Origin of the sequence: Streptomyces sp. NPDC020731 (assembly GCF_044334705.1) — a bacterium.
Classification (GTDB): domain Bacteria; phylum Actinomycetota; class Actinomycetes; order Streptomycetales; family Streptomycetaceae; genus Streptomyces.
In genome coordinates this window covers 378,614-402,104 of the sequence record NZ_JBIRTN010000003.1, presented here as the reverse complement: position 1 = coordinate 402,104, position 23,491 = coordinate 378,614, and the positions used below count along the sequence as shown (strand labels likewise).

Annotated in this window: 22 protein-coding genes; 11 read left to right on the top strand and 11 right to left on the bottom strand. The window is 71.2% G+C overall.

Annotated elements, in window-relative coordinates; translation table 11 throughout:
- Nucleotides 1–18: 18 nt before the first annotated feature.
- Together ACH4VX_RS06860 and ACH4VX_RS06855 are read right to left on the bottom strand one after the other, a co-directional pair.
- Entirely contained in the window at nt 19–513 is a 495-nt protein-coding gene (locus ACH4VX_RS06860) for a hypothetical protein (RefSeq protein WP_398366267.1), read from the bottom strand.
- Nucleotides 510–1,928 carry a hypothetical protein gene (locus tag ACH4VX_RS06855; RefSeq protein WP_398366266.1) on the bottom strand — a complete coding sequence of 473 codons (1,419 nt, stop codon included), beginning with the start codon at nt 1,926–1,928 and terminating at the stop codon, nt 510–512. The genes ACH4VX_RS06860 and ACH4VX_RS06855 overlap by 4 nt, the downstream gene beginning before the upstream one ends.
- Nucleotides 1,929–2,272: 344 nt before the next feature.
- Here ACH4VX_RS06855 and ACH4VX_RS06850 point away from each other — a divergent pair, with 344 nt between their 5' ends.
- Nucleotides 2,273–2,845: a tellurium resistance protein gene (locus ACH4VX_RS06850; protein ID WP_398366265.1), complete on the top strand. Its 573-nt coding sequence runs from the start codon at nt 2,273–2,275 to the stop codon at nt 2,843–2,845.
- Between the two features lie 45 nt (nt 2,846–2,890).
- On the opposite strand, the gene ACH4VX_RS06845 is transcribed toward ACH4VX_RS06850, so the two are convergent.
- A complete protein-coding gene (locus ACH4VX_RS06845) occupies nt 2,891–3,385 on the bottom strand; it encodes a hypothetical protein (protein ID WP_398366264.1) in 495 nt (164 codons plus the stop codon).
- Between the two features lie 367 nt (nt 3,386–3,752).
- Here ACH4VX_RS06845 and ACH4VX_RS06840 point away from each other — a divergent pair, with 367 nt between their 5' ends.
- Nucleotides 3,753–3,899, top strand: a complete 147-nt coding sequence (locus ACH4VX_RS06840; protein ID WP_398366263.1) for a hypothetical protein — start codon at nt 3,753–3,755, stop codon at nt 3,897–3,899.
- A gap of 88 nt (nt 3,900–3,987) precedes the next feature.
- Here the strand turns inward: ACH4VX_RS06840 and ACH4VX_RS06835 are convergent, their stop codons facing one another.
- From ACH4VX_RS06835 to ACH4VX_RS06820, 4 genes are all read right to left on the bottom strand, one after another.
- The gene (locus tag ACH4VX_RS06835; RefSeq protein ID WP_398366262.1) at nt 3,988–4,386 is read right to left on the bottom strand and encodes a PIN domain-containing protein; all 399 of its coding nucleotides are present in this window, start codon (nt 4,384–4,386) and stop codon (nt 3,988–3,990) included.
- Nucleotides 4,383–4,682: a hypothetical protein gene (locus tag ACH4VX_RS06830; RefSeq protein ID WP_398366261.1), complete on the bottom strand. Its 300-nt coding sequence runs from the start codon at nt 4,680–4,682 to the stop codon at nt 4,383–4,385. The genes ACH4VX_RS06835 and ACH4VX_RS06830 overlap by 4 nt, the downstream gene beginning before the upstream one ends.
- 89 nt (nt 4,683–4,771) lie before the next feature.
- Nucleotides 4,772–5,206 (bottom strand): ATP-binding protein, encoded by a 435-nt coding sequence (locus tag ACH4VX_RS06825; protein WP_398366260.1) that lies wholly within the window; start codon nt 5,204–5,206, stop codon nt 4,772–4,774.
- Between the two features lie 187 nt (nt 5,207–5,393).
- A complete protein-coding gene (locus ACH4VX_RS06820; protein ID WP_398366259.1) occupies nt 5,394–5,828 on the bottom strand; it encodes an Rrf2 family transcriptional regulator in 435 nt (144 codons plus the stop codon).
- A gap of 99 nt (nt 5,829–5,927) precedes the next feature.
- Here ACH4VX_RS06820 and ACH4VX_RS06815 point away from each other — a divergent pair, with 99 nt between their 5' ends.
- The 5 genes from ACH4VX_RS06815 to ACH4VX_RS06795 all read left to right on the top strand — a co-directional run bounded on the left by ACH4VX_RS06815 (nt 5,928) and on the right by ACH4VX_RS06795 (nt 9,674).
- On the top strand, nt 5,928–6,677 hold the full coding sequence (locus ACH4VX_RS06815) for an SDR family NAD(P)-dependent oxidoreductase (RefSeq protein WP_398366258.1): 750 nt from the start codon (nt 5,928–5,930) through the stop codon (nt 6,675–6,677).
- A 288-nt stretch (nt 6,678–6,965) separates the two neighbouring features.
- Nucleotides 6,966–7,445, top strand: a complete 480-nt coding sequence (locus tag ACH4VX_RS06810) for a hypothetical protein (RefSeq protein WP_398366257.1) — start codon at nt 6,966–6,968, stop codon at nt 7,443–7,445.
- A 33-nt stretch (nt 7,446–7,478) separates the two neighbouring features.
- Entirely contained in the window at nt 7,479–8,387 is a 909-nt protein-coding gene (locus tag ACH4VX_RS06805; RefSeq protein ID WP_398366256.1) for an NAD-dependent epimerase/dehydratase family protein, read from the top strand.
- Between the two features lie 244 nt (nt 8,388–8,631).
- Nucleotides 8,632–9,492 carry a Scr1 family TA system antitoxin-like transcriptional regulator gene (locus tag ACH4VX_RS06800; RefSeq protein ID WP_398366255.1) on the top strand — a complete coding sequence of 287 codons (861 nt, stop codon included), beginning with the start codon at nt 8,632–8,634 and terminating at the stop codon, nt 9,490–9,492.
- The gene (locus ACH4VX_RS06795; protein WP_398366254.1) at nt 9,489–9,674 is read left to right on the top strand and encodes a DUF397 domain-containing protein; all 186 of its coding nucleotides are present in this window, start codon (nt 9,489–9,491) and stop codon (nt 9,672–9,674) included. Before ACH4VX_RS06800 ends, ACH4VX_RS06795 begins: the two co-directional genes overlap by 4 nt.
- A gap of 51 nt (nt 9,675–9,725) precedes the next feature.
- Here the strand turns inward: ACH4VX_RS06795 and ACH4VX_RS06790 are convergent, their stop codons facing one another.
- Nucleotides 9,726–10,853 carry an EcsC family protein gene (locus ACH4VX_RS06790; protein WP_398366253.1) on the bottom strand — a complete coding sequence of 376 codons (1,128 nt, stop codon included), beginning with the start codon at nt 10,851–10,853 and terminating at the stop codon, nt 9,726–9,728.
- 32 nt (nt 10,854–10,885) lie between these two features.
- Complete coding sequence (locus ACH4VX_RS06785) at nt 10,886–11,158, bottom strand: hypothetical protein (protein ID WP_398366252.1); 273 nt, start codon at nt 11,156–11,158, stop codon at nt 10,886–10,888.
- A gap of 221 nt (nt 11,159–11,379) precedes the next feature.
- Here ACH4VX_RS06785 and ACH4VX_RS06780 point away from each other — a divergent pair, with 221 nt between their 5' ends.
- The 4 genes from ACH4VX_RS06780 to ACH4VX_RS06765 are packed head-to-tail and all read left to right on the top strand — an operon-like array spanning nt 11,380 to nt 21,231.
- The gene (locus tag ACH4VX_RS06780; RefSeq protein WP_398366251.1) at nt 11,380–15,120 is read left to right on the top strand and encodes a sigma-70 family RNA polymerase sigma factor; all 3,741 of its coding nucleotides are present in this window, start codon (nt 11,380–11,382) and stop codon (nt 15,118–15,120) included.
- 53 nt (nt 15,121–15,173) lie between these two features.
- Nucleotides 15,174–18,302, top strand: a complete 3,129-nt coding sequence (locus ACH4VX_RS06775; protein ID WP_398366250.1) for a helicase-related protein — start codon at nt 15,174–15,176, stop codon at nt 18,300–18,302.
- Nucleotides 18,299–20,149: a DrmB family protein gene (drmB, locus tag ACH4VX_RS06770; protein WP_398366249.1), complete on the top strand. Its 1,851-nt coding sequence runs from the start codon at nt 18,299–18,301 to the stop codon at nt 20,147–20,149. The genes ACH4VX_RS06775 and drmB overlap by 4 nt, the downstream gene beginning before the upstream one ends.
- Nucleotides 20,146–21,231 carry a DNA helicase gene (locus ACH4VX_RS06765; RefSeq protein ID WP_398366248.1) on the top strand — a complete coding sequence of 362 codons (1,086 nt, stop codon included), beginning with the start codon at nt 20,146–20,148 and terminating at the stop codon, nt 21,229–21,231. Before drmB ends, ACH4VX_RS06765 begins: the two co-directional genes overlap by 4 nt.
- A 131-nt stretch (nt 21,232–21,362) precedes the next feature.
- Here ACH4VX_RS06765 and ACH4VX_RS06760 read toward each other — a convergent pair whose 3' ends face one another.
- Entirely contained in the window at nt 21,363–21,947 is a 585-nt protein-coding gene (locus ACH4VX_RS06760) for a hypothetical protein (RefSeq protein ID WP_398366247.1), read from the bottom strand.
- Entirely contained in the window at nt 21,944–23,344 is a 1,401-nt protein-coding gene (locus tag ACH4VX_RS06755; RefSeq protein ID WP_398366246.1) for a hypothetical protein, read from the bottom strand. The genes ACH4VX_RS06760 and ACH4VX_RS06755 overlap by 4 nt, the downstream gene beginning before the upstream one ends.
- Nucleotides 23,345–23,491 lie beyond the last annotated feature (147 nt).

Sequence of the window (23,491 nt, the reverse complement as noted above, 5' to 3'; positions counted from 1 at the left end):
CGTGAGACGGCCTGGCCGTCAACGGGTGTAGAAGTAGATCTCCAGATCGGCCGAGCCCGAGGGGCCGTCGCTCCAGAAGTCCCGCGTCGTCGCGTCGGTGAACATGTCCGGCCGCGCCTTCCGCAGGGCCTTGTTCACCGCCCGCGCGTACGCCTGGCCGACACCGGGTTCCTGTGCCTGGCCGAAGGTCAGGACGAAGGCCGCTTCGCGCCCTTCGTAGCGAGTGGTGGCGGAACGGAGCTGTTTCACCATCCGCGTGGTGTCGCCGACCGCTGCGGTCAGCCGGACCTTCACCGGCTTGCGCGCCACGGACCGCGGCCCCGTCGGTGTGGGACTCGGTTCGGGTGACGGCTTGACCGCAGCCGGCTTCGAAGGCTTGGCTTCGGCCTGCGCGGCGAGCGGATCCCCGCGGTCCCCCATGGACACCAGGGCGAGCACGAGCAGCATGTCGGCGAAGAGCCACCCGGCGAGGTGGAGCGGGGTGAACCGGAAACGCCTCTTCAGCGGACTCACCGGTCCGGTCCGGTTCCGGCCCGCAGCTTCTCGGCCTGCCGCAGCTCGCTCTCCGCGCGTCGCTGGGCCGCCTCGGCACCCAGGCGTGCCGTCTCCGCTTCGCCGCGTGCGGTCTCCGCCTCGATCCGCGCCGCCTCCGTCTCACGGAGCGCCCGCTCCAGGACGTCGGTGACCGCGACGAAGCGGTCCGTCGCCTCCTGGACGGCGCGGCTGCGCGCCTCGATGCCGAGCAGGGCCTCCCGCGACGCCTCGGCGGCCTCGCCGGTCCGGTCGGCCACCGTGCCGAGGTCGTCGAGCAGGCGGCCGTTGACGTCCGCCACGACCTCGATGCCGGTGGTGAACCCGCGCTGGGAGGCGGCCAGCACGGTCAGGGAGTCCTCGACCTGCCGGGCCGCGTCCGACAGCGCGCCGCGCACGCGGTCACCGTTGTCGCCGACCGCGGTCTCCAGCCGGTCCGCCGCGCGGGACAGGACGTCGCGCATGCCATCGCCGGCCGTCCGCAGATCCTCCAGCGCCTTGTCCAGGACACCGGTCTGCCCATTGACGGCGTCGGCCAGTCGACGGCCCGCCTGCGTCAACGGGTCGTTCAGACCCTGGACGGCGGCCTGAATGGCCGTGCCGCTGTCCCGGACGCTCTCCTCGATCCGCAGCACCACCTGCTCGATCGGCCGCACGTACGCCTCCGCCTGGACGAGGCGCTGTTCCGCCTTGTCCGCGGCCTCGCCCACCAATTCGGCGGCCCGAGTGAGCGCCTCCTGCGTGGTGATGGCCTTGGAGTGCATTCGCTTCAGCCGGCCGGCCGCCGAGTTGAGCTCCGCCGCGAAACGCTGCGGCGAGGCGAACCGGTGCTCGTTGAGCGAGAGCTGCGCACGCGTGAGGACGGGGACCAGGCGGACCAGAGCCGCACGGGCACGCTCCCGCGCCTGCTCCTCGCGACGCTCGGCGCGTGTGCGCCGGTAGCCGTGTACGGCCGTGAGGACGAACAGCATCATCAGGGCCAGGCACCCGAACACGGCGACGTGGCCGAAGCGGTACGCCTCGCTCAGGTGCCCGTCGAACCCGGACTGCCACAGTTGCAGGAATGGACGGCCGGCGGCCTTGGGATCGTCCCCGGTGAGCGCCCCGTAGGCGCTCGACGCCTGCCACAGACCGATCCACGTGAACAGCAGGGGCAGGAAGACCAGGGCTCCCAGAACCCAGTCCAGTACGGAGTCGAACCGTTCGCCCCGGCCGGTGTCCGCCGGTTCGGCGATGCTCTCGGGCCGGGCGAAGTGGGCCATCAGGTCGAGGTCGGCCCAGGCGTTCAGGGCGTCCGCGTCGGTGGAGTCGAGCGCGTGTGCCAGCGCGCGCAGTTCTTCAGCGCGCGGGGCGAGCGCGGGGTCCTGCGCGGCGTCCTCGAGGTGACGTGCGGTCACCCCTTTGTCGATGTGTGTCCCGGTGAGCATTTTCCACCCTTGCCCGGTGATGCCGGGACTTCGTACGGATTCGAGCGTGACGAGAACAGAGCGATGGCGCGTCGCGTACGCCTCTGTCTCGTGAACGAAGTGAAGGGGATCTTCACATCCCCTTCACTGATCGGGCAATAATAGACGACGATCACATGGTGTCTACGGCGTGGCACAACGCTGTTGTGCAGGTCTTTGAGGTATAGGGGCGTTCATTGAGCGGCGACGGCAGGCGGCGGACGGTCATCGACCTCACCGGAGGTGCGGCCGTCGGTACGGGAGCGCGGACGCGGTGGGGAGCGCCGGCGCGTCCCGTGGACCTCACCGAGCGGGCGCCCCGCGCCGAGATCACGGGCCGGGGCGTCATCCAGCTGAACCTCAACTGGTCGGTCGCGGCCGAGGCCGACCTCGACCTCGGCTGTCTGGTGCTCACCCGCGACGGAGCGGGGACGGCGGTGCAACCGCTCGGCGCGCAGTTCGGCGACCTCGACGCCTGGCCCTACGTCAGCCTCGACCAGGACGACCGGACCGGCGAGACCTCGGACGGCGAGACCCTCCGCATCGGCCTCGAGCACCGGCACCGGTTCACCAAGCTGCTCGCCTACGTGTACCTCTACGAAGGCGCGGTGGACTTCCGTAGCCTCGGAGGCGTCGTCACCGTCAGCGCGCCGAACGGCACCTGGCGCATCCACCTGGACGATTCCCCGGCCGGAGCCACTTCGTGCGCCATCGCGCTGCTCACCCCGGGGCAGGGCGCCGCCACCCTCGACCTGCGGCGTGAGGTCCGCTGGTTCACCGCCGAGCCGCTCCTGTCGAACCAGGAACTCATCGACCGTGCCTACGGATTCGGCTTCGACTGGGTGCCGGGCACCAAGCCGCCCCTGTAGGCGGGCGCCGTCGGGAGCCGGCTCGCGGCTTTTCCGCGCAGCCCGTCAGGAGTAGGACCAGCGCCAGGCGTTCGAGCTGTACCTGCACGTGATCCGGGTACCGCCCGCGGTCGTCGTCGTGGCCCCGTGGTCACCGTTCCGGCAGTACTGCCCCGCCTGGTAGCAGTTGCCCGCGTTGGAGGTGATGGAGCAGGTCCCGGAGCCGCTGTCGCTGCTGTTGCTGGTGCCGGATCCGGCGGCGGCCCGGGCGGTCTTGGTGACGGTGACGGTCGGGCCGGGTGTGGTGACCTTCTTGGTCTTGGTGACCGTGGGGGCGGGTTCCGGCTCGGCGGTGACGGTCGCCGTCGCCGTGGTCGTGGTCGTGACGGTCGGCACGGGCTTGGCGGCCAGGGCCTGGGCGGCGTCCACCTCGTCCTGCGCGGACTGGGTGCCGCCGATCGCTCCCAGGGCGAACAGGGCGGCGCCGACGGCCCACAGTCTCTTGCGCTTGCGCAGCGGCCGTATGTCGGACGGACCCTGCGGGTGGTTCTGCGGATTCACGGTCTCTCCCAGGAACGGTGGGCGGAGGTGGGCGTACGGCGGTTGGGGCGCATGGGTGCGGCTGGGCTGGTCACGCCGTTGCGAACTGGAGCATGAAGCATGTGCGTTGATGATGTCAACAAACTATTATTTGCGGGCACGTGTATGACCGCTGATGCGGACCGTCAGGAGTGAGTAGCGGTCACGGGGAGCAGGACACCGGGGGAGCACATGACTCATCAGCACGGTCTGGGTGAAAGGACGTTGTCCGCGACCGGAGCGGAGTGGCCGGACGGCCGGCTCGCGGGTGTGCCCGTACTGGCCGAGCGGCGGGACGGCGCACCGGCGACCCCGGCCGCCCTGTCCCGGTTGGTGACTTCCGTCGGCCGTGGACGACGCCGCCCGCCGGATCGAGGACGAGGAGGAGGCCTGCTGGGTCCTCGCGTGCCTGGATGCCTTCCAGGTGTTCGACCGCGAGGACACACAGCTGCGCCTGGAACCGCTGCTCCGGCAACGCGTGGCGCTCGACGTGTGACGTCGTACCGGATACGGAGCTCAGCGGCCCGGCTCGTGACCTGCCCGCCGCTCCCGCTCTCTGTGGCGGGAACGGCGGACATCGTGACTCACAGGCCCATGACCACCACGCGGTCCCCGCACAGCTTGCGCAGGTCGTCCTCGTCGGAGGTGAAGACCGTGACCGGCCCCGGCTGTCGCAGGGCGACGGCGGCCAGGGCCGCGTCGATGGCGTACTTGTGGCAGTGGAGGCCGGCTTCCTCGAGCAGCGCGACGGCATCCTTGGCGATGTCCTCGGTCACCGGCTCGACGTGGATCCGGGAGAGGGCCCAGTGCCAGGCTGGGAGGTAGGCCCGTACGTCGTACGCCTCGATCAAGGTCATGGACGTGGTCATCACGCGGATGCCGGAGAGGTGGGCCGCTTTGAGACGCCCCTTCATCGCGGTGACCCCCCGCACGGTCTGGGACAGGCCCTCGGAGTCGAGCAGATAGACGATGCTGTTCTTCACGCGACGTGCCGCTCCTGTCCGGCCTGCTGCTGCTCGGTGACACGCTCCGCGCGGACCCTCTCCGCATGGGCGCGCTCGATCTTCTTGCGCTCGGCCTCGGCCGCGGCCAGTTCCTCCTCGGTGACAGGGCCGTATTCCGTCTCCAGCCAGTCGACGAGTTCGCCGAGCCGGTCCTGCTCCCGCCGACGCTCTATGGCCTGCGTGACATAGCGGCTGAACCCGCCGGGGCCCACCTCCGCCCGGATGGCCTCGGCGAGCTCCTCGGGAAGCGTGACGGTGTACTTCTTGGTTGCCATACCATCGACCATACCGATCTCATCGCTGATGGGAGACCCGAGCGACGGCGGCCTCACCCCATCGAGCGTGCCGGCGAACATGGCAGCGTTCAGCGCGCGCACTCGGCCCAGACGGTCTTGCCGCCCGGTGGATACGGCTCGCTGCCCCAGCGGTCGGCCAGGGCGGTGACGATGAGCAGGCCCCGGCCCGATTCGTCGTCCGGCGGCGTGACGAAGTCCGTCACGGGGGAGGGGAGCCGGTCCCCGCGGGCGTCGGTGACCGCGATGCGCAGGACGCCGACGGCCGGGTCGTGGGTGAGGGCGAGACGGAAGTCGCGGCCCTGGACCCGGCCGTGCAGCGCCGCGTTGGCGGCCAGCTCCGCGACGATCTGCTCCGCGCGGTCGATGACGCCGGGTGACACCTGCCAGGCCCGCAACTGCTCGTAGGTGAGCAGACGGGCGAGGCGGGCACCGCGCCGGGTGGACGAGAGCTGCTGCGTGAACGTCCGCGCGGCGGCGGGGAGCTGGGGCGTGGTTGTGCTCATGGGACCACGGTGGCGGGCGCGCGGGCGCCCGTTCCAGAGGCAGGGCTCGTACGCCGCGTCACCGTACGGGCGCATGCTGTGAGGGGTGCGGGGCCGAAGACGGTTGTGCCATCGTGACTGGCTGCCAGGCTGTTCACCGGCCTGGGCGTGGAGGGGATCTGGGTGATGGCAGGGCGTAACGGGGAGGCTAGCGAGGTGCCGCGAGTACGTCCCGGAGTACGTTCTCGAGCGTGACGCGGGCCAGTTCGTGCCTCAGGGTCTCCTCGATGCCCTCGTAGATGCCCTGCATCGCCGGCTGGATGCCGTGACCCACCACGCATCCCTGGTCCGGAGTGGTGCGGTGCATCGCGAACAGCGGGCCGGGTTCCACTGCCTCGTACACGTCGAGCAGGGTCATCGACCCCAGCTCGCGCGCCAGCGACCAGCCCGCGCCCGCGCCCCGCCGGGACTCCACGAGCCCGGCCCCGCGCAGCTCGCCGAGCAGTCGTCTGATCACCACGGGGTTGGTGTTCGCGCTGGTCGCGATCTGCTCGGAGGTGGCGACCTCATGGCCCTGGCGCTGGTAGAGGCCGATCCAGGCCAGCGCGTGGGCGGCGACGGTCAGCCTGCTGTTGGCGCTCATGAACCCCTCCTCTCGGCCGCAACTCCTGATGTTACGACAGCTCAGTCGTAACAGTGAAGGTTGCGACAGTCGGAAGGGTCAATCAACGAGGTGAGAAGAATGAGCAAGCCACTTATGGGCAAGGTCGCCCTGGTCACCGGGGGGTCGCGCGGACTGGGAGCGGCGACCGTACGGCTGCTGGCCGAGCAGGGCGCCGACGTCGCCTTCACCTACGTCAGCTCCGAGGAGCGGGCGCAGGCCGTCGTCGACGAGGTGCACGGCAAGGGAGCCAAGGCCGCCGCCTTCCAGACCGACCAGGCGGACACGAGCCGGGCGCCGGCACTGATCGACGACGTGGTCGCGCACTTCGGCGGCCTGGACATCCTCGTCAACAACGCGGCGATCTCCGTGGCCGGCACGGTGGACGACCCGGACGCCGACACCGCCGCACTGGACCGGATGCACGCCACCAACTACCTCGGCGTGATCGCCGTCATCCGGGCCGCCTCCCGAGTGCTGCGCACGGGCGGCCGCGTCATCACGGTGAGTTCCGGACTGGGCTCCCGGGTCGGCGCCCCCGGCCTTGCCGACTACGCGGCGACCAAGTCCGGGATCGAGAGGTACACCATGGGCGTCGCACGCGACCTCGGGCCCCGGAACATCACGGCCAACGTCGTGGAGGCCGGACTGATGGAGGGCGGCATGCAGCCGCCGGACCCCGAGACCCTCAAGGCCCTGGTCAGCTCGCTGTCCCTGCAACGCATGGGACACCCCGACGAAATCGCCGCGGCGATCGCCTTCCTCGCGAGCCCCGCCGCGTCGTACGTCACGGGCGCGGTGCTGGACGCCCACGGCGGCTACAACGCCTGAACCCGACCCCCTGCCACGCGCCCCGAAGGACACCGCGCCTTCGGGGCGTTCGCATCGCCGGCCACCCGCACGTGCGTGGACGGCTCCCCCCACGCGCGAAAGAGGGGGAGCCGCGACCGGTCCGCCGCCGACCCGGTGTCGTACACGCTCGCCCGGCCGCACGAAGGCGATTTTTGCCATAGCAGCAAGGCGCCTTCGCGAATTCGCACGTTGCGCGGACGCTGGTTCTCGAGCGCCCCTGACCGCTTGGGGGTAGGTACGAGAGGGCAACCGATGACCAGTAGTGACATGGCCGCAGCCGCTGCGAGCCGGCCCGACGAGCAGGACTCCGGGTCGTCCGCCTGCTTGGCCGCTGTGCGCCAAGTCGCCAGTCGGTTCACCGGGACGTACGGCCTGACGCAGGTCGACCCCGAGTTCGATCTGCTTTTCGCCGAGACCGTGGAGGTCTGGCACAGCTTCGATCACGAGACCGTGTCACTTCCCGGCGACGAGTTCGCGGGTGCGATGCTGCGGATGCTCCGTGCGACCGCCGACCTCGTGAGAAACCACGCCGACCGCATCTGGTCTCTCCACATCGACCACCACGGCTTCGCTCTGGCCGCCACCGCTTCGGGCGAATTGGAGAACGGCACCCCGGTGCGCATTTCGCGTTGCCTCCAGGTGACGGTCCACGAGGGGCGCATCACTCGCATCTGCGAGTTCGGCGACCAACAGCAGCGCCTGCCACTGGATGAAGCCCTGCGTGCCGCAGGCCGCTTCCGCAGCTGACACCCCACCACCCCGACATCGCCAGGAGTCATCATGAACGTCTTTCTCACAGGTGCCGGCGGCTATATCGGCGGAGCCGTAGCCCGCCGTCTGATCCGCGAGGGGCACACGGTGCGCGGCTTGACCCGCACGCCCGGCGTGGTCGATGCTCTCGCCGCCGCCGGCATCAAACCGGTCGTCGGGGACCTCGACGACGCGGCGCTGCTCAAGCGAGAGGCCGACCGCGCCGACGCGGTCGTCAATGCCGCTCACAGTGACCACCGCGGCGCTGTGGCCGCCTTTGTCGACGCTCTGCGGGGCTCGGGCAAGGTGTTGATCCACACCAGCGGGACCAGCGTCATCGGTGATGACGCCCAGGGCCAGTACGAATCCGAGGTGGTCTTCGACGACGCGAAGCCTTTCGGCCCGGGGGGCCACGAGATCCGGCGGGCCCGGTACGCCATCGACCGCTCCGTCGTCGATGCCGGTGCAGCGGGAGTGCGTTCGGTGGTGCTGTGCAACTCACTGATCTACGGCAACGGCACGGGACCGCGCCCGCAGACCGTGCTGATCCCGCCGCTGGTCACACAGGCCCAGGCCGGCAAGACCGTCCGCGTCGTCGGACGCGGCCTGAACCGCTGGTCGACGGTGCACCTCGATGACATGGCCGACCTGTACCACCTGACGCTCACCGACCCCGCGGCCACGGGCTTCTACTTCGTGGAGGGCGGCGAGGACGCCTCGTTCGCCGATATCGGTGAGGCGATCGCCCGTCGGCTGGGCCTGGGGCCGGTGGAGCCGTGGGATCTGGGTTCCGCTGCGGCCGCGTGGGGGGAGGGTTTCTCCCGGTACGCCCTCGGCGCCAACAGTCGCGTACGTGCCACCCGGGCTCACGGCCTTGGCTGGCGCCCCTCGCGCCCATCGATCACGCAGTGGATCGAGCAGGAAATGCCCTTGCCGTGAGGCGGTCGGCGCGTCGGTGGTGTGGTGGCGCGGTTGAAGGTGGGGCCGGGGCTCGCCTCCAGGGCGAAAGGTCCCTTCCGGTTGCGGACACGCAGCTCTCGCGTGAGCGACTATGTGAGGTTCCCCCCGTACGGTGCGTCACCGTACGGGGGTGACGGATGGGTTGTACGAGTGTCCTCTTGGCTGCTCCCGGCGTTTTTCATCAGAGGGACCCGGTGTGCGCGAACCTGGAGGTGGGCCTCGGATGACGACCGACCATGTGGAGCCGGCGGTGCCGGGCGGGGAGTGCGAGCGGGAACCGGATCCGTCGGACAGCCTGCGCACGTTCGGGGCCGTCGTGCAGGCGCTGCGCGAGCACGCGGGGCTGAGCCGGGTGCAGTTCGGGGAGCTGGTGCGGTTCTCCAAACACACGGTGGAGTCGGTGGAGTTGGGGCGGCGGATGCCGGACGCGTCCTTCGTGGAGCGGGCGGAGGAGGCGCTGGGGAACACGGGGGCGCTGCGGCACTCGGCGCGGTTCCTGACGCGGGGGGAGGCGGGGCTGGCGGCTTGGTTCCGGCGGTGGGCGAGGCTGGAGCGCACCGCGGTGAGCCTCGGTACCTATGAATGCCGGTTGGTGCCGGGGCTGTTGCAGTCGGAGGAGTATGCGCGGGCGGCCTTCGAAACCCGCATCCCACCCCTCTCCGACGAACAGATGGAGGCGCAGGTGGCAGCCCGGATGGAACGGCAGGGCCTCATCCGGGAACTGCCCAACACCAGCTTCAGTTTCGTGATGGAGGAGTGCATCGTGCAGCGCCCTCTGGGAGGTGAGCATGTGCTGCGCGGTCAGTTGGACCACATCTTGGATCTCGCCAGGCTCCGTAACGTCTCCGTGCAGGTCATGCCTACCCGAACTGTGTCTCATGCGGGTCTGGACGGCCCTCTGGCATTGCTGGAGACCCCGGAGGGGAGATCTTTGGCGTACTCCGAAGGGCAGGAGAGCGGCCGATTGATCGCTGATCCGAAGCAGGCTGCCGTCCTCCACCGGAGGTATGCGACACTCCGCGCACAGGCCCTCACCCCTCACGACTCCGTGGGCCTGCTGGAGCGGATCAGAGGAGAACTATGAGCGGCACGCAACTGGCCTGGTTCAAGTCCAGTTACAGCGGCACGGCTGGTGACAACTGCGTTGAGGTCGCCGTCACTGAACAGGCCATCCATGTACGGGACTCTAAGGACGTGGTGCGACGGACGTTCGCCGTGGGGCGTGAGGGCTGGGCGCACTTCGTGGGGTTCGCGGCGGGGTCCTGAGCCGCGTCGTCCCGGCGGTCGCGTGGTGACGCGCACCGCCGGGACGCCATGTCAGCGGAGGTCGGGGCCGCCCGCCTCGGCGAGCTCGTCGAGCACGCTGATCTCCTCGTCGGCGTCGTCCAGGGCGTCCGTGTCGGTGAACGCTTCGGGTGCCTCCTCGTCGGCGAGATGCGGGTACTTCTCCAGAAGGAACCGGCGCCGGTACGCCATCTCGGCCGCGTCGACGACTCCCTCCAGCGTGGCCCAGTTCAGGGTGCCGCCCATGACGATCCCGAGGGCGGGCACGGCCTTGCCGAGTCCCTTCTTGGTGAGGCGAAAGTGGAAAGCCTTGGCGAACTGCGAGGAGACCTTGGCGAGAAGCGTCTCGTTCAGCACCTCCCATGTCTTGCCCTTGAAGAGTGCCTGGGTGAGCTTCGAGAGGTCTGCCATCGCAGCGTTCTTGGCGGTGGCCGAACTTGCTGTCCCGACGTTGACGACTGACATCACGAAGAGCTTCTCGGCAGGGTCTTCAGGGTCGTAGCCGTAGGCCAGCGAGACCTGGCCCACGGCACGGGACGCGAGCCCGAGGACAAGTGCGGCATCGGCGAGGAAGGCCCCGGCAATTGCCCCACCTGTTGGCGCCGCTGCGGCCCCGGCGGAGGCGGCGATAACCAACTCTCCTCCGGAGATCGCGAACGCCGAGCCCGCACCCGAGAGCGCGGCGGCGGCAGGGTAGTACCAGCTTGCCGCCCGGCCGTGGACTGCGTCGACCTGTTCGAGATCGAGGCGGCGCAGGTCGGAGAGCGAGGTGACGTCATGCCCGCGCTTGTTGTGCAGTGCTACCACTCGCTTCGGAGAGAGTCCCGCTCGCGAGACCTTCCCCACCGTCTTCCGTACGGACTGCACGGCGGTGCCGCCCCAGTCGGGCATGGCGTCGGCGGCCACGCGCGCGCTGGCGCCGACCTTGGAGGCGCCCTTGGCGACGAATTCCTGTCCACGTGCGACCGCAGCCGCAGCCCGCGGGCGCTTCTCCAGTTGCTTCGAGGCACGCTTTCCGAGTTGTGCGACGCCATTTGCCATTCGCTCGCCGGCGTTCTGCACCCCCTGTGACAGCGGGCGGCCCTTGAATTGCTGGATGGACTGCCATGCCGCGAGCTCGTACTCCGAGGGGAGCGGATTGGGCGTCTGCGGGTTGCTCATGGTTCGTGGCGCTCCTGTCTCCGGGCAAGTGGTCAGGCGGGGTGGCGAGGGCCGTGGCCCGGGGGCGGGATGAGGGTGGAGGTGTAGTTCTCGCCGTCAACGAGAGGGTTCAAGCGCTGCACGGCCTTGGCGTCGCCACCGGTGTCGATATGCGCACCCGTCCGGCTGCGCAGGTTGACGGCCACGGTGCGCTCGGGGGAGCCCTCCGGAGCGTGCAGGTCCTCGGCGCGGTGAACCTCCCCCATGTTGCCCCTGCCGATGACCTGTCCGATGCGGAACCTGCCGTCGACCAGCTCCTGGCTCACTGCCCCTCGCTCCTTCGTCCCTCGTGCAGGTCCCCGCGTCCTGCCCTGCCCGGGCGAACGAGGACCCCCACGTGTCGCTGCGCCCACCCATCGTGACAGAGAGGAAGCCACGGCAGGCGTCACCGTACACGAGGAGCGGTAAAATCGGTAGGCAGTCATCCGTTGACATCATCAACGCGTTGGGCCTAGCGTGAGGTCGAGAAAAGTTGTGGGGTGAACGAATGGCGCAGTGGTCTGCGGCCGAGGCCGGCTCGTCCGGTCTGCGTGCGGCGCTCGGTGAGGTGCTGGCGCGGCTGCGGCGTGCGGCCGTGGACGGCGTCGTCCCGGAGCACGTCTTCGTCGAGAGCGTGCGGGCGCTCGCGCTGGGGGACGCCGAGCGGGAGCGGCTGCGTCAGGAGCTGGCCCGGCTGGGACTGCCCGTAAGGGAATTGCAGATGCACACAGGGGGTGACCAGCGGAGTGGTGAAAAGGTTGCACGGGATCGTGCAGAAAATGTGTTCCCCCGCCTGTCGCTCGTGCAGAGCCTGCTGGCCCGTTACGCGGACGCCGACGGGTACGTGACCCCGCGGGTCGTCGACGGCGTGGTCCGGCTTGCCGGGCTCGGCGCGCACGAGGCCGCCCGGCTCCGTGCGAAGGCGCTGGTGCGGGCCCCGGAGGGGGAGCCGGACGACGAGGACACCGAGGGGCCGGATACGTCCGATGGCGTGGAGGACGCGGAGGACCCCGAGGAAGAGGTGCCGGGCCCGGGTGAGGACCCGTCCGTACGGGACGCGGCGCAGGGGGACCTCGCGGAGTCGGTGGCCGCGGCGCACACCGTTCTGGACACCGACCGGCGGGTGCGGCGCCCCGGCAGCCGGTTGCTGAGCGCGCAGGCCGAGGTCGGCCTGGCCGTGCTGCTGCGGGGCGGACCGGACCGTATCGCGCAGGAACCGGACGAGGACGAACTGAAGGCCCTCCCTTCCGAGGACCTCAGAATCCGTGCCCGGGACTGCCTCGTGGTGCACAACCAGCGGCTCGTGCACTCCCTGGTGCGGCTCTATCAGGATCAGGGGCTCGACTACGAGGACCTCCTCCAGCACGGTTTCCTCGGTCTGCTCAGGGCGGCCCGGAAGTTCGACCCCTCCAAGGGCTTCAAGTTCTCCACCTACGCCACCTGGTGGATCCGGCAGGCCGTCACCCGGGCCATCGCCGACGAGGGCGCGCTGATCCGCGTCCCGGTGCACATGCACGAACAGATGCGGAAGGTGGCCAGGGCCGAACGCGCCCTCGCGGCCGAGGGGCGGAGCGCGGGCGACGCCGACGTCGCGGTGCGGTGCGACATGACCCTGCAGAAGGTGCAGGAGATCCGGAAGCTCACCCGGCGCACCGACTCCCTGGACCGTGTCATCGGGGACGGCGCCACCCTGGCGGACTTCGTGGGGGAGACCCATGCCCTGCCGTCGGTGGAGCGGCAGGTGGTGGGAGCCCTGTTCGCGGAGGACGTCCTGGCCGTGGTGGACACGTTCACCGAACGGGAGGCGCGCATCCTCGTACGGCGGCTCGGGCTCGACGGGGACGAACCCTCGACCCTGGACGACCTCGGACGCGAGTTCGGTGTCACCCGGGAACGCATCCGGCAGATCGAGGGCAAGGCCCGGCCCGTGCTGCGGCAGCGGGTGCGCGAGGCGGGCCTGGTCGGCCTGGACGCCGCGTGCGAGAAGGCCGAGCTGGCGGCGGAACGCGCCGCCGAGGCCAAGAGAGCGGCACGGGTCGCCCGCGCCACGCACGCGGCCCGCACCGCCCGGGCCCGGATCGCCCTGCGCAGGGCCAGGGCGGAGCGCCTCGCCCGGCTCACCGAAGAGCAGGCTGCGGTGGCTGCGGCCCCGATGCCGACTCCGATGGCGGGGAACAGGGAGGAGGACGGCGACACGCCTGTCGCCGAGGCGGAGCCGGAGCTCGCCGTGACGACCGTCCACCAGGAGAGCGCCCGCGCCGAAGCGGTTACCGACGCCGATGAGGCCGTCGACGCAGGGGTGGCGCCGGACGTCGTCGCCGCTGACTGGGAGCGCGCCTGCGGGATGTCGGAGGCGCCCGTCGACCGGCTCTGGTGGCTCGCCGACTACGCACGTGCGGCGCTGGGGGACGACGGACTGGCGGCGGTGCTGGGGCAGCCGGCCGCCGACGCCGTGGTGCGGGACGCCCGCGAGAACAACCACCTTGCGCGTCCGGTACTGACCGCGCTGGAAGTGCTGCGCCGCGTCTTCGATGCCCTGGTGGCGGCCGGGCAGCGGCCGGAGGACTTCTTCGACCGCCCCGCCGAAGCGCTCGTCGGGGCGACGCCACGCGACTATCTCGTACGCAGGCCCCTGGTGAACCGTGAGTCGCGGCTGGCCGTACGGGACGTCCTGCGGGAGTTCCTGGCCGTGGTGGCGAAACCGGCGGAGCCCGAGCGTGAGCAGGTGCCGGAGCCCGAGGTCACGCAGGTGCCCGGCTCCGAACCGGCACCGTCTCCGACACCGACACCGACACCGACACCGACACCGTCTCCGGTACCGGAGACGGGACGACGGGCGGAGACCACCGGCCCGGCCGGTACGCCGCAGATCACCGCCGACTGGGACAAGGCCCTGACGCTGACGAGGCCACCGCTGGGCGGAGGAGTGGCCTGGCTCGCCGAGTACGCCCTGCTCGCCCTGGGACACCTGCAACTGTCCGTGCTGCTCGGCTCCTCCGTCACGGAAGCGGTGGTGCGCGCCGCGCGGCAGCGGGGGACGCTCGACCGGCCCGTGGTCGAAGCCCTCGAAGTCCTGCGGAAGGTTCTCGACTCCGTCAAGAACGCGGGGCTGCGGCCCGAGCACTTCTTCGAGCGGCCCGCCGGAGCGTTGGCCGGGGCCACTCCCCGGGCGTACCTGGCCACAAGACCGCTGGTGAGCGCCGAGTCACGCCTCGCCGTCGGTGCCGCCCTCGTGGAGTTCGTCGCGGCGCGCCCGCCACGGACGGTTCCCGCCTCCGGGAACGGCGGCGCCGGTATGAGCACGGTCGCGGAGCAGGCAGCCGGCACGGCGAGCGGGCGCCCGGCACCTCCTCCCGCTCCTTCCACGCCGGTCGAGCCGCAGTCGGCCGACACCGAGCCGTCGCTCGCCGAGGTCCGCGCCCGGCACGATGCCCGGCTCGCCTCGCTGACCCGGGAACACGAGCGCCGGCTGGGCGAGGAGCGGAGCGCCGCCGACGAGCGGGTCGCGGCCGTACGGGCCGAGGCCGAGCGGCAGCTCGACGCCTGGGAGGAGGTGCTGCTGCACCGTGCGGACCGATCCCGGGACCGGCGCGAGAGGCAGGTTCGGCGCCAGGCGGAGGAGCACCTCGCACGCCTGAAGGAGCAGCACCGCGAGGCCTACGAGGCAGTGCTGCGCCGGGCCGAGCGCGCGGAAGGGGCCGCCCGGGAGGCGGCCGGCGTCGGGCAGCGGGCGGACGAGCTGGAGCAGAGGCTGCGCGAGTACCGCGAGGGCGCCGAGGTGCGTATCGGGGATCTCGAGGCACGGCTGAGCGAGGCCCAGGCGGTGGCCGCCGAGCGCGAGCGCGCCGCCGGGGCGTGGACCGCCGAGCTGGAGACCCGCCTGCGGAGGGCCGAGGCGGCCCTCGACGAACGGGAACGCGCCGCCGCGTCGGCGCGGGAGGAGTACCGTCAGGGGGCCCAGCTGCGGATCGCCGAGGTGGAGGCGCGGCTGCACGAGGCCGAAGCGGCCGTCGCCCAGCGGGACCTGTTCGTCGAGGCGGCCCGACGGCGAGCAGAGGAGGCCGAGCAGGAGGCGGCCCGGCGCATCGCACAGAGCGAGCACGACGCCTGGCTCCGCATCACCGCCCTGCAGACGCAACTCGGCGAGATGCAGACGCAGCTCAGCGAGGTGCGGACACAACTGGCCGCGGCCCAGGAAGCGGCTGACCGTGGTCGCGGCTCCCTCCGGGACCGCTGGCGCCGCTCCTGAGCCCGTCGGCCGCCCACTCGCCCCCCTCCCCTCTCATGAACACCAGGAACCCCATGGACCCCAGACAGGAACTCGTCTCCTACCTGCGGCGGCAGCTCGTCGGTCCGGTCGACGGCGACGACGAGACGCTCGACGCACCGCCCGACCGGCAGTACCTCATGGGCACCCTCTATCCGCAGGAGGCCGACCTGCAGGGACAGCTGGACCTCGCCAGGGAGGAGTTCGACGGGGCCGGCACCGAGCGGGGGGCCGAGGACACCGCACCGGCGGGCGACCCCGTGCCGGAGGCGAACTCCTGGCTGCCGTCGTCCCTGGGGTTCAGCTTCTACACCGACGCCGAGATGCTCGAGGTCGAGTGCTCCGCCGCCCGCTACCGGACGCATTCGCGCAGCGGTCAGCGCGGCCGGACCTGGCAGCGGATCGCGATACCGGCCGAGACACATCTCCTCGGCCCGGACCAGGATCAGGTCCCCGTACTGGACGCACGAGCCGAACTCCGCATCACACGGCGGGACTTCGGCAACGGAAAGCTCGTCACCGTCGCCCTCGTCAACGCGGCCCGGTACGACTCCGCCCTCGGCAGGAGCGCCCACTGGGACGGGATGCTGTTCCAGGTGGAGCTGCGGGCCCGGCCCGTCGACGGGCAGGTACTCCAGTACCCGAGTGTGCGCCTGGCCAGCAGGGACCTGGAGGAACAGGAACTGCGCCTGCAGTACCGGCATGTGCGCACCCACGCGGTCGGCCACGGGTGCGCCGTTGAAGAACTGCGGGACGACGACGGCCGAGCGGTGACGGAACTGCGGGCGGCCGTCATGCCCGAGGCGGAGGTCACGGGCGTACGGGCCGCCGGACTCACCGACACACCGGTGCTCAGCCTCGTCCACCTCGCCGATCCGGCCGTCTCGGCCGACCAACTCCGGGAAGAGCTCGCCGAGTTCGCCTTCGCCTACCGGGCCTGGTACGTCGGGCAGCTCAACACCGAGGTGCCCGAGTGGGGGCGCGAGGCCGCTGAACGCGTCCTCGGACGGATCGGCACCGCGGTCTCCCGCATCGAGTCCGGCGTCCGCACCCTCTGTGACCCCCGCCGCCCGGAACTGCTGCACGCGTTCCGGGCCGCCAACCACGCCATGGCGCTGCAGATGCGCCACTCCGCCGCCGACCTGGCGGGCGTCCGGCGCCCCCGTCGCGACGACGGCGTACCGCCGGATCCGCAGCCGTACGCGGACGCCCGATGGCGCCCTTTCCAGCTGGCGTTCTTCCTGCTGGCCGTCGACGGTGCCGTCGACCCCCGGCACCCCGACCGCGCCGTCACGGACCTCATCTGGTTCCCGACCGGTGGTGGCAAGACCGAGGCGTACCTGCTGCTGGCCGCGTTCGTGATGGTGCTGCGCCGGGGCGGACCCGACGGTGGAGGCACCGCCGTGCTCAGCCGGTACACCCTCAGCCTGCTGACCACACAGCAGTTCCAGCGCGCCGCGACGACCGTGTGCGCCCTGGAGTCCATGCGCCGGGACGACCCGGCCGCCTACGGCGAGGAGCCGTTCTCCATCGGGCTGTGGGTCGGTGAGACCACCACCGCGAACAGTTACGACAAGGCGCGACGTGACTTCGAGAACGCGCGCGAGGCCGCCACCCCGGACGACGTGTTCATCCTGGACCGCTGCCCCTGGTGCGGCACACGCATCCTGCCCGCCCACAAGTCGCCCGACATCGACGACTACGGGGTGCGCGCCGCCGTCGACTCCTTCGCCTTCTTCTGCCCCAGGGACGAGTGCCTCTTCCACGACGAGCTGCCCGTCGCCGTCGTGGACGACCACCTCTACGACCGTCCGCCCACCTTCGTCCTCGGTACGGTGGACAAGTTCGCCCGCCTCGCCTGGGAACCGCGCGCCGGACGGCTCTTCGGCGCCGGCACCGCGCACCGGCCGCCGTCCCTCGTCATCCAGGACGAACTGCACCTGCTCACCGGCCCGCTGGGCACCACCGTCGGCCTCTACGAGTCCGCCGTCCTCGGCCTGTGCGCCGCACCGGACGGGACCGGTCCCAAGGTCGTGGCGTCCACGGCCACCATCCGCCGCTCCGGGGAGCAGGTCCGCGCCCTGTACGGGGGAGACGTCCAGCTCTTTCCGCCCGCCGGACTCGACGCCCGCCACTCCTACTTCGCCGAGCCCGACACCTCCCGCCCCGGCCGCCGCTACGTCGGTGTCATGGCCCAGGGGCACACCGCCGGCCGTGCCGCAGTCGCCACCGCCGCCGCCCTGCTCCAAGGCGCGTGGGAGCTGCCCGAGGAACACCGGGACGCCTACTGGACGCTGGTCGCGTACCACCACAGCCTGCGCGAGCTGGGCCGCACGGTCACCGCCGCCGCGGACGACATCCCCGCCCAGCTGGCCGGACTCGACTCCGGCGGCGGCGTACGCCCCCTGCCGGACCAGCAGGTCGAGGAACTCACCAGCAACCTGCCCCGTTCCGAGCAGCCCGTGCTCCTCGACCGGCTGGAGAAGAGCTGGGACGACACGAAGTCGGTGTCCTTCCTGCCCTGCACCAACATGCTGTCCGTGGGCGTCGACGTGAAGCGGCTCGCGCTGATGCTGATGCAGGGCCAGCCCAAGACGACCGCCGAGTACGTCCAGGCCACCAGCCGCGTGGGCCGCCACGCCGTGCCCGGACTCGTGGTGACCTTCTTCAACGCCACCCGGCCCAGGGACCGTTCGCACTACGAGACCTTCGACGTGTACCACCGCGCGCTCTACCGGCATGTCGAGCCGACCAGCGTCACCCCCTGGTCCGTGCCCTCCCGCCGTCGCGCCCTGCACGCCGTGCTCGTCGTCCTCGTACGGCACCGGCTCGGACTCGCGGCCGAGAACCAGGCCGGACGGATCCTTGACCGGACGAGCGAAGTCGAGGCGCTGACAGAGGAGTTGGCGATGCGGGCGGAGACCGCCGAGCCGGGGACCGGTGACGCCGTGCGCGAGGAACTCGCCGGACTGCTCGCCGACTGGGAGGACCTCGCACGACAGGCCCGCAAGGACGGCCGCGAGCTGTACTACCGCAGCCAGGGCAAGGGCCAGTCCAACCTCATCAAGAGCTTCGAGCAGGTCCACGGCCTGTGGGAGACACCCAACTCGATGCGCAACGTCGACCGGGAATGCCAGGTGACAGTGAAGGGAGCCGACCTGTGAACCGCACACTCCGGGTACGTCAGTCGCAGACCGTGGTGCCCTTCGGGGTCGGGGCCGTCTTCGACATCCAGGGCGAGTCGTTCGTCGCCACCGGCATCGGGGACTGGCCGTCCCGCGCCAGGCAGCCCATCGACTCACCCCGGCTCGCGGACCGCCTGGGCGTCACCGGGTTCTACGCCGCGCCCGCCACCGCCAACGACCGCTTCGACGCCGCCGACGCCCCCGGAGCGCCCTACATCCGCTTCCCCTCCTGGCTGTTCTGCGGCGCCTGCCGACGGATGAAGCGTTGGCGGATCGCCGACGAGAAACACGGTCAGGCACCGCGCTGCCCGTCCTGTTCGCCCGCGCGGACACTGGCACCGATGCGGTTCGTGCAGATCTGCCAGGCCGGGCACCTCAGCGACGTCGACTGGTGGTTCTGGGCGCACTCGCGGCGCGACGGCGGGGAACGCCGCCAGTGCGGGGAACGCGAGAAGCTGCGGTTCCTCGTCTCCGAACGGGCCTCCGGACTCGAGGCGCTCTCCGTGGCCTGCACCGCGAAAGGCTGCGGAGCCGTCCGGGACCTGCTCGACATCCTCGGCACCCACGGCACACGCTGCTCGGGACGCAACCCGTGGCAGCGCGCGAGCGAAGCCGTCCAGTGCCCGCGCCCGGTGCAGATCGTGCAGCGGACCGCCGGCAACCTCTACTACCCGATCGTGCTCTCCGCGCTCGACATTCCTGAGACCGACGTACCCGCACACGCCGACGACGCGCTCGCGGACCAGGTCCGCGAACACCACCTCTGGGTGTCGCTGTGCCGGGACGCCGCCTCACCGCGCGCCGTCCTGTTCCGGCAGATGATCCAGGAGGACACGGGAGCCGACGACGGCCTGCTGGACGCACTCCTGACCGAGGAGACGGGAGGCACGGGCCCGACCGCCACGGTCGGTGCGCCCGAAGGCCCCGCGCGGCCCGATCTGAGCCGGGAGGAGTGGGCCGCGTTCACGGCGCCCGCCCCGCCCGCCACCCGTGACTTCGCCCTGCGCGAGACCACGCTCGGCCTCGCCGGTGAGACCGCCGAGCCGTGGGCCGGGCTCGCCCGCCGCTTCGGCCGCATCGTCCTCGCCGACCGGCTCCGCGAGGTCCGCGCCCTGTCCGGCTTCACCCGGGTCTCCCCGGACGCCACAGTCGTCCCCGCCGACACCTCGCGCCGGCTGAAGTGGCTGCCCGCCGTCGAGGTCTTCGGCGAGGGCGTCTTCCTCACCCTCGACCACGGCGCACTGAAGGACTGGGAGGAGGACCCGGACGTACGCAGGCGCGTCAAGGGCATGCGGGCCGACCTCGACCGCTCGTTCCAGAAGGACCGTCTGCAGAACGTGACCGGTCCCGAACTCTCCCCGCGCTTCGTCCTGTTGCACACCCTGGCCCACCTTGTCATCCGCCAGCTGTCCTTCGAGTCCGGCTACACGACGGCGAGCCTGCGCGAACGGATCTACGCCCGCCCCGAACAGGACCAGTACGGCATCCTCGTCTACACCGCCGCCGGGGACGCCGAAGGCACCCTCGGCGGACTGGTCCGCCAGGGCGAACCACCACGGCTGGCCGAAACACTGCTGCGGATGACCGAGTCCGCCGCCTGGTGCTCCGCCGACCCGCTGTGCGCCGAACACTCCGGGCAGGGCTTCGGCAACCTCAACCGGGCCGCCTGCCACGCCTGTGCCCTGCTCCCGGAGACCAGCTGCGAGGCCGGCAACAGCCTCCTGGACCGGGCCCTCGTCGTCGGCGGCGGACGGGTCCCCGGCTACCTGCAGTCGATCGTCACCGCGGCCCGCACCGCCGCGGCGGGCACTCTGGAGCAGCAGTGACCATCAGCTACCTCGACCTCGATCCCGACCAGCGGGCCGGCCTCGACCGACTCCCCTTCGACGGCAACCACCTCGTCGGCGGGCCGCCCGGCAGCGGCAAGAGCGTGCTGGCCGCGCAGCGCGCCGTCATGCTCGCCCTCACCGGCACCCCCGTGGTCCTGCTGACCTACTCCAACCTGCTGCGCCAGTCGCTCGCCGGCACGGTGCACGCCCTGGGCCCCACGGACCGCTCGGTCCGCGTCATGACCGCACACCGCTGGCTCGCCGACTGGTACGGCGCCACACCGCCCGGCGGCGGCGACGGCTGGTACGACTGGGAGGCCCTCCACAACCGTGCCGCCGGCACCGCACCGGTCGCCGGGCCCACGCTGGTCATCGACGAAGGGCAGGACCTGCCACCGGAGTTCTACCTGCTCTGCCGCATGCTGGGGGCCCGTACGACCGTCTTCGCGGACGAGTGCCAACGGCTCACCGACACCAACTCCACCCTCGACGAGATCGCCCGCAACCTCGGCCGGTGCACCCGCCACGAACTCGACGGCAATCACCGCAACACCGAGCAGATCGCGTCCTTCGCGGCCCACTTCCGGACCGGAGCCGGCACGCCTGTGCTGCCCGGCCGCCAGGGACCGGTGCCGCGCCTGCACCGCTTCCACGAGCGGGGCGTCGCGGACCTGCTCGTCCTGCTCGCCGAGACGCAGCCCAAGAAGAACATCGGTGTGATCGCCGCCACCAAGCACACCCAGTTCTCCCTGCTCGGCAGCATCCAGAACCGCGCACCGCGCCTGAAGCCCCAGCTGTACACGTCCGAGTCCAAGGGCGGGCAGTACCGCAACCTCGACCTCGGCCGGCCCGGGATCGTGATCGTGCACCGCCGCAGCGCCAAGGGGCTCGGCTTCGACACCGTCGTCATCCCCGACACGCACGAGGACGCGGGGACGGACCCCACCTCCGCCGCACTGCGCATGTCGTACTACGTGATGGCCACGCGGGCACGACAGGAACTGCACCTAGGCCATGAAGGGCAGTCGGAGCCGCCGCTCCTGGCGCAGATCAACCGCATGGACCTGCAACGGGGCTGACACACGACGCGTGCGTCGTCACCGGGGCCGTGGAGCACGGGCGCGCCGTCACGGCCCGGGATGGACGTCTGGCGTCCGTCCTTCACGGTGGGGCGTGAAGGACGGACGCGCTTCGTGGGGTTCGCCTCGGCTCAGTTGGCCAGCGCGACGCGCTCGACGTAGGCGACCTTCACGGACGCGATGTCGGACAGCTCGCGCTTGTCGTCGAACTCGCTGTACTCGTTGAACTCGCTCTTGTCGGCGTCCGTCCTGCCGGCGGCCAGGTGGGTCGACCCGAGGTAGGTCTGGCCGACGAAGTCGCCGTCCTCGTCGAAGGCGTTGACGATGACCGAGTAGTTGGCGGGTTCGTCCCCCTCGTTGGTGATCCTGTAGACGAACTCGTAGGTCTCGTCGGTGTCCGAGTCGCAGTCGTTGTAGGTGTAGTCGTCGGTGTCGTCGCAGTCCTCGTACGCGTCGCTGTCCTCGGTGACGAGCTTGCCGCCCGAGACCTCGACGTGGTCGATGGCGTCCCCCTCATCGGCCAGCGCCCACCAGGCGACGCCACCGCCGGCGAGGAGCAGCACGACGACGGCCGCAATTATCAGGGCTCGCTTGGCCGGACGGCGTCCCTCCGTGGTCGCGGGGACAGCCATGGGGTAGGCCTGGGTGGCCGTGGGCGGTGCCGTCGGGGGTGGCGGGGGCGTGGTGTCCGGTCTCTCGGGCGTGTTCTCGGTCATGTGGCGGCTCCATTTCGGGACGTGCGGTCGTCTGCCTCAACAATGCGGCTACCGGTCCCCGCCAGGAAGAGCACTGCGGCAAGGACCGATACGACGCAGGCGGCCCCGAAGACGTCGGAATTCTCGTCCTCGAACATGCCGGCCGCGGTCAGGGCGAGGAACACTCCGGAGGTCTGCCGGCCGGTTCCGTCGGGCAACGGGCCCGCGGTGCGCGTGCGTATGCGGGGCAGCCACAGGCGCAGGAGCTCGGCGGTGGCCGCGAGGGCGACGAGGCGGGAGGCGATCATCATGGAGGGGTGGGCCGTGTTGTCCCCCAGTTCGCCCACACCGACGACGGCTGTGAGGCAGAAGTAGAGAATCGGGACCAGCCAGCCGGGGCTTGCCCGGACTCCCGGAACCGGGTGGGGACCGGTCCGGCCAGTGGCCTTGGTGAGGCCGACCCGGGTCGCCGCGTCACCGGGAGCGCGTGGTGACGGGATGCCGGGGAGGGGCGGCGCCTGGGGAATCGGGCGGAGCGCACGGTTCTGCGCACGGCGGACGCGGCGGCCGGCATCACCGTACGTGTCCACGTGGGCCGACAGCCGGCTCTGGAGGTCGAGCAGTTGCTCGGCCATCGCGTCGAACTCCGCCCGGCGTTCGGCGGCGATCCGTGCGGCCTCGCCGGTGGCGGCGGTGAGCAGGTCGAGGGCTTCGGCGTGCAGCCGTACGGCTTCCGCGCGTGCTGTTTCGGCTGTCTGCGGGGCCTCTGCCAGTTCCTCGCGCAGACGTACGCGTTCGGCCTCGATGATCCCGGCGATGCGGTGCCGCTCGTCCGGGGGCAGCTTGTGCGGGGCGCGTGCCTGCGCGCGGGCGAGGGTGGACCGACGCCATTCCAGCAGCGGGCGGCCACGGTGTTCGCCGATGCCGTTGATGTGGACCTTGCCGCCGCTGGTGCGGTGGATGTAGAGGACGTCGCCGCCCTTGCCGTTCGGTGCCTTGCCCCAGCTGACGTCGTCGAAGTCGGCGGCGGTTCCGATGCCCTGTGCCGCCAGGCTGCGGATGAGGCCGTTGCCGATGCCGTTCACCTCGCTGGCGGTGAGGTGGGCGCTGCTGAGCGCGCGCTCGATGGACCGACGGCGCAGGACCGCCAGGGCCTGACCCTCCTGACGCTCGTGTTCTCCGTCCAGCGCGCTGAGCCGGTGGGTCAGCGAGGCCTCCTGGCGTGTCCGCTGCTCATGAATGCGGTGGAGTGCCTTGCCGTGGGCCGTTTCGGCGCGGCCGCGGTCCCTCGCCTCGCGGCTGAGGCGTCGCCGGTCGGCGACCTCGAAGGCGCGGCGGTCGGCCAGGAGACGGCGAAGGGCGCCGATCGACTCGATGAGCCGGCGGCGCTCCGCGCGCACGTCCGAGGGGGAAGGCACGGCGGACGGAGGGACGGGGGACGCTCCGTCCCTCCGGGGGGTGGTGCTGTCGATCAACGGGGACTCTCTCGGGCAGGGGTGACAGGGGCCGTGGCCCGGGGGCGGGGATGCCGTCCGTGTACGGCGGTGGGACGCGCCGACGCGAGG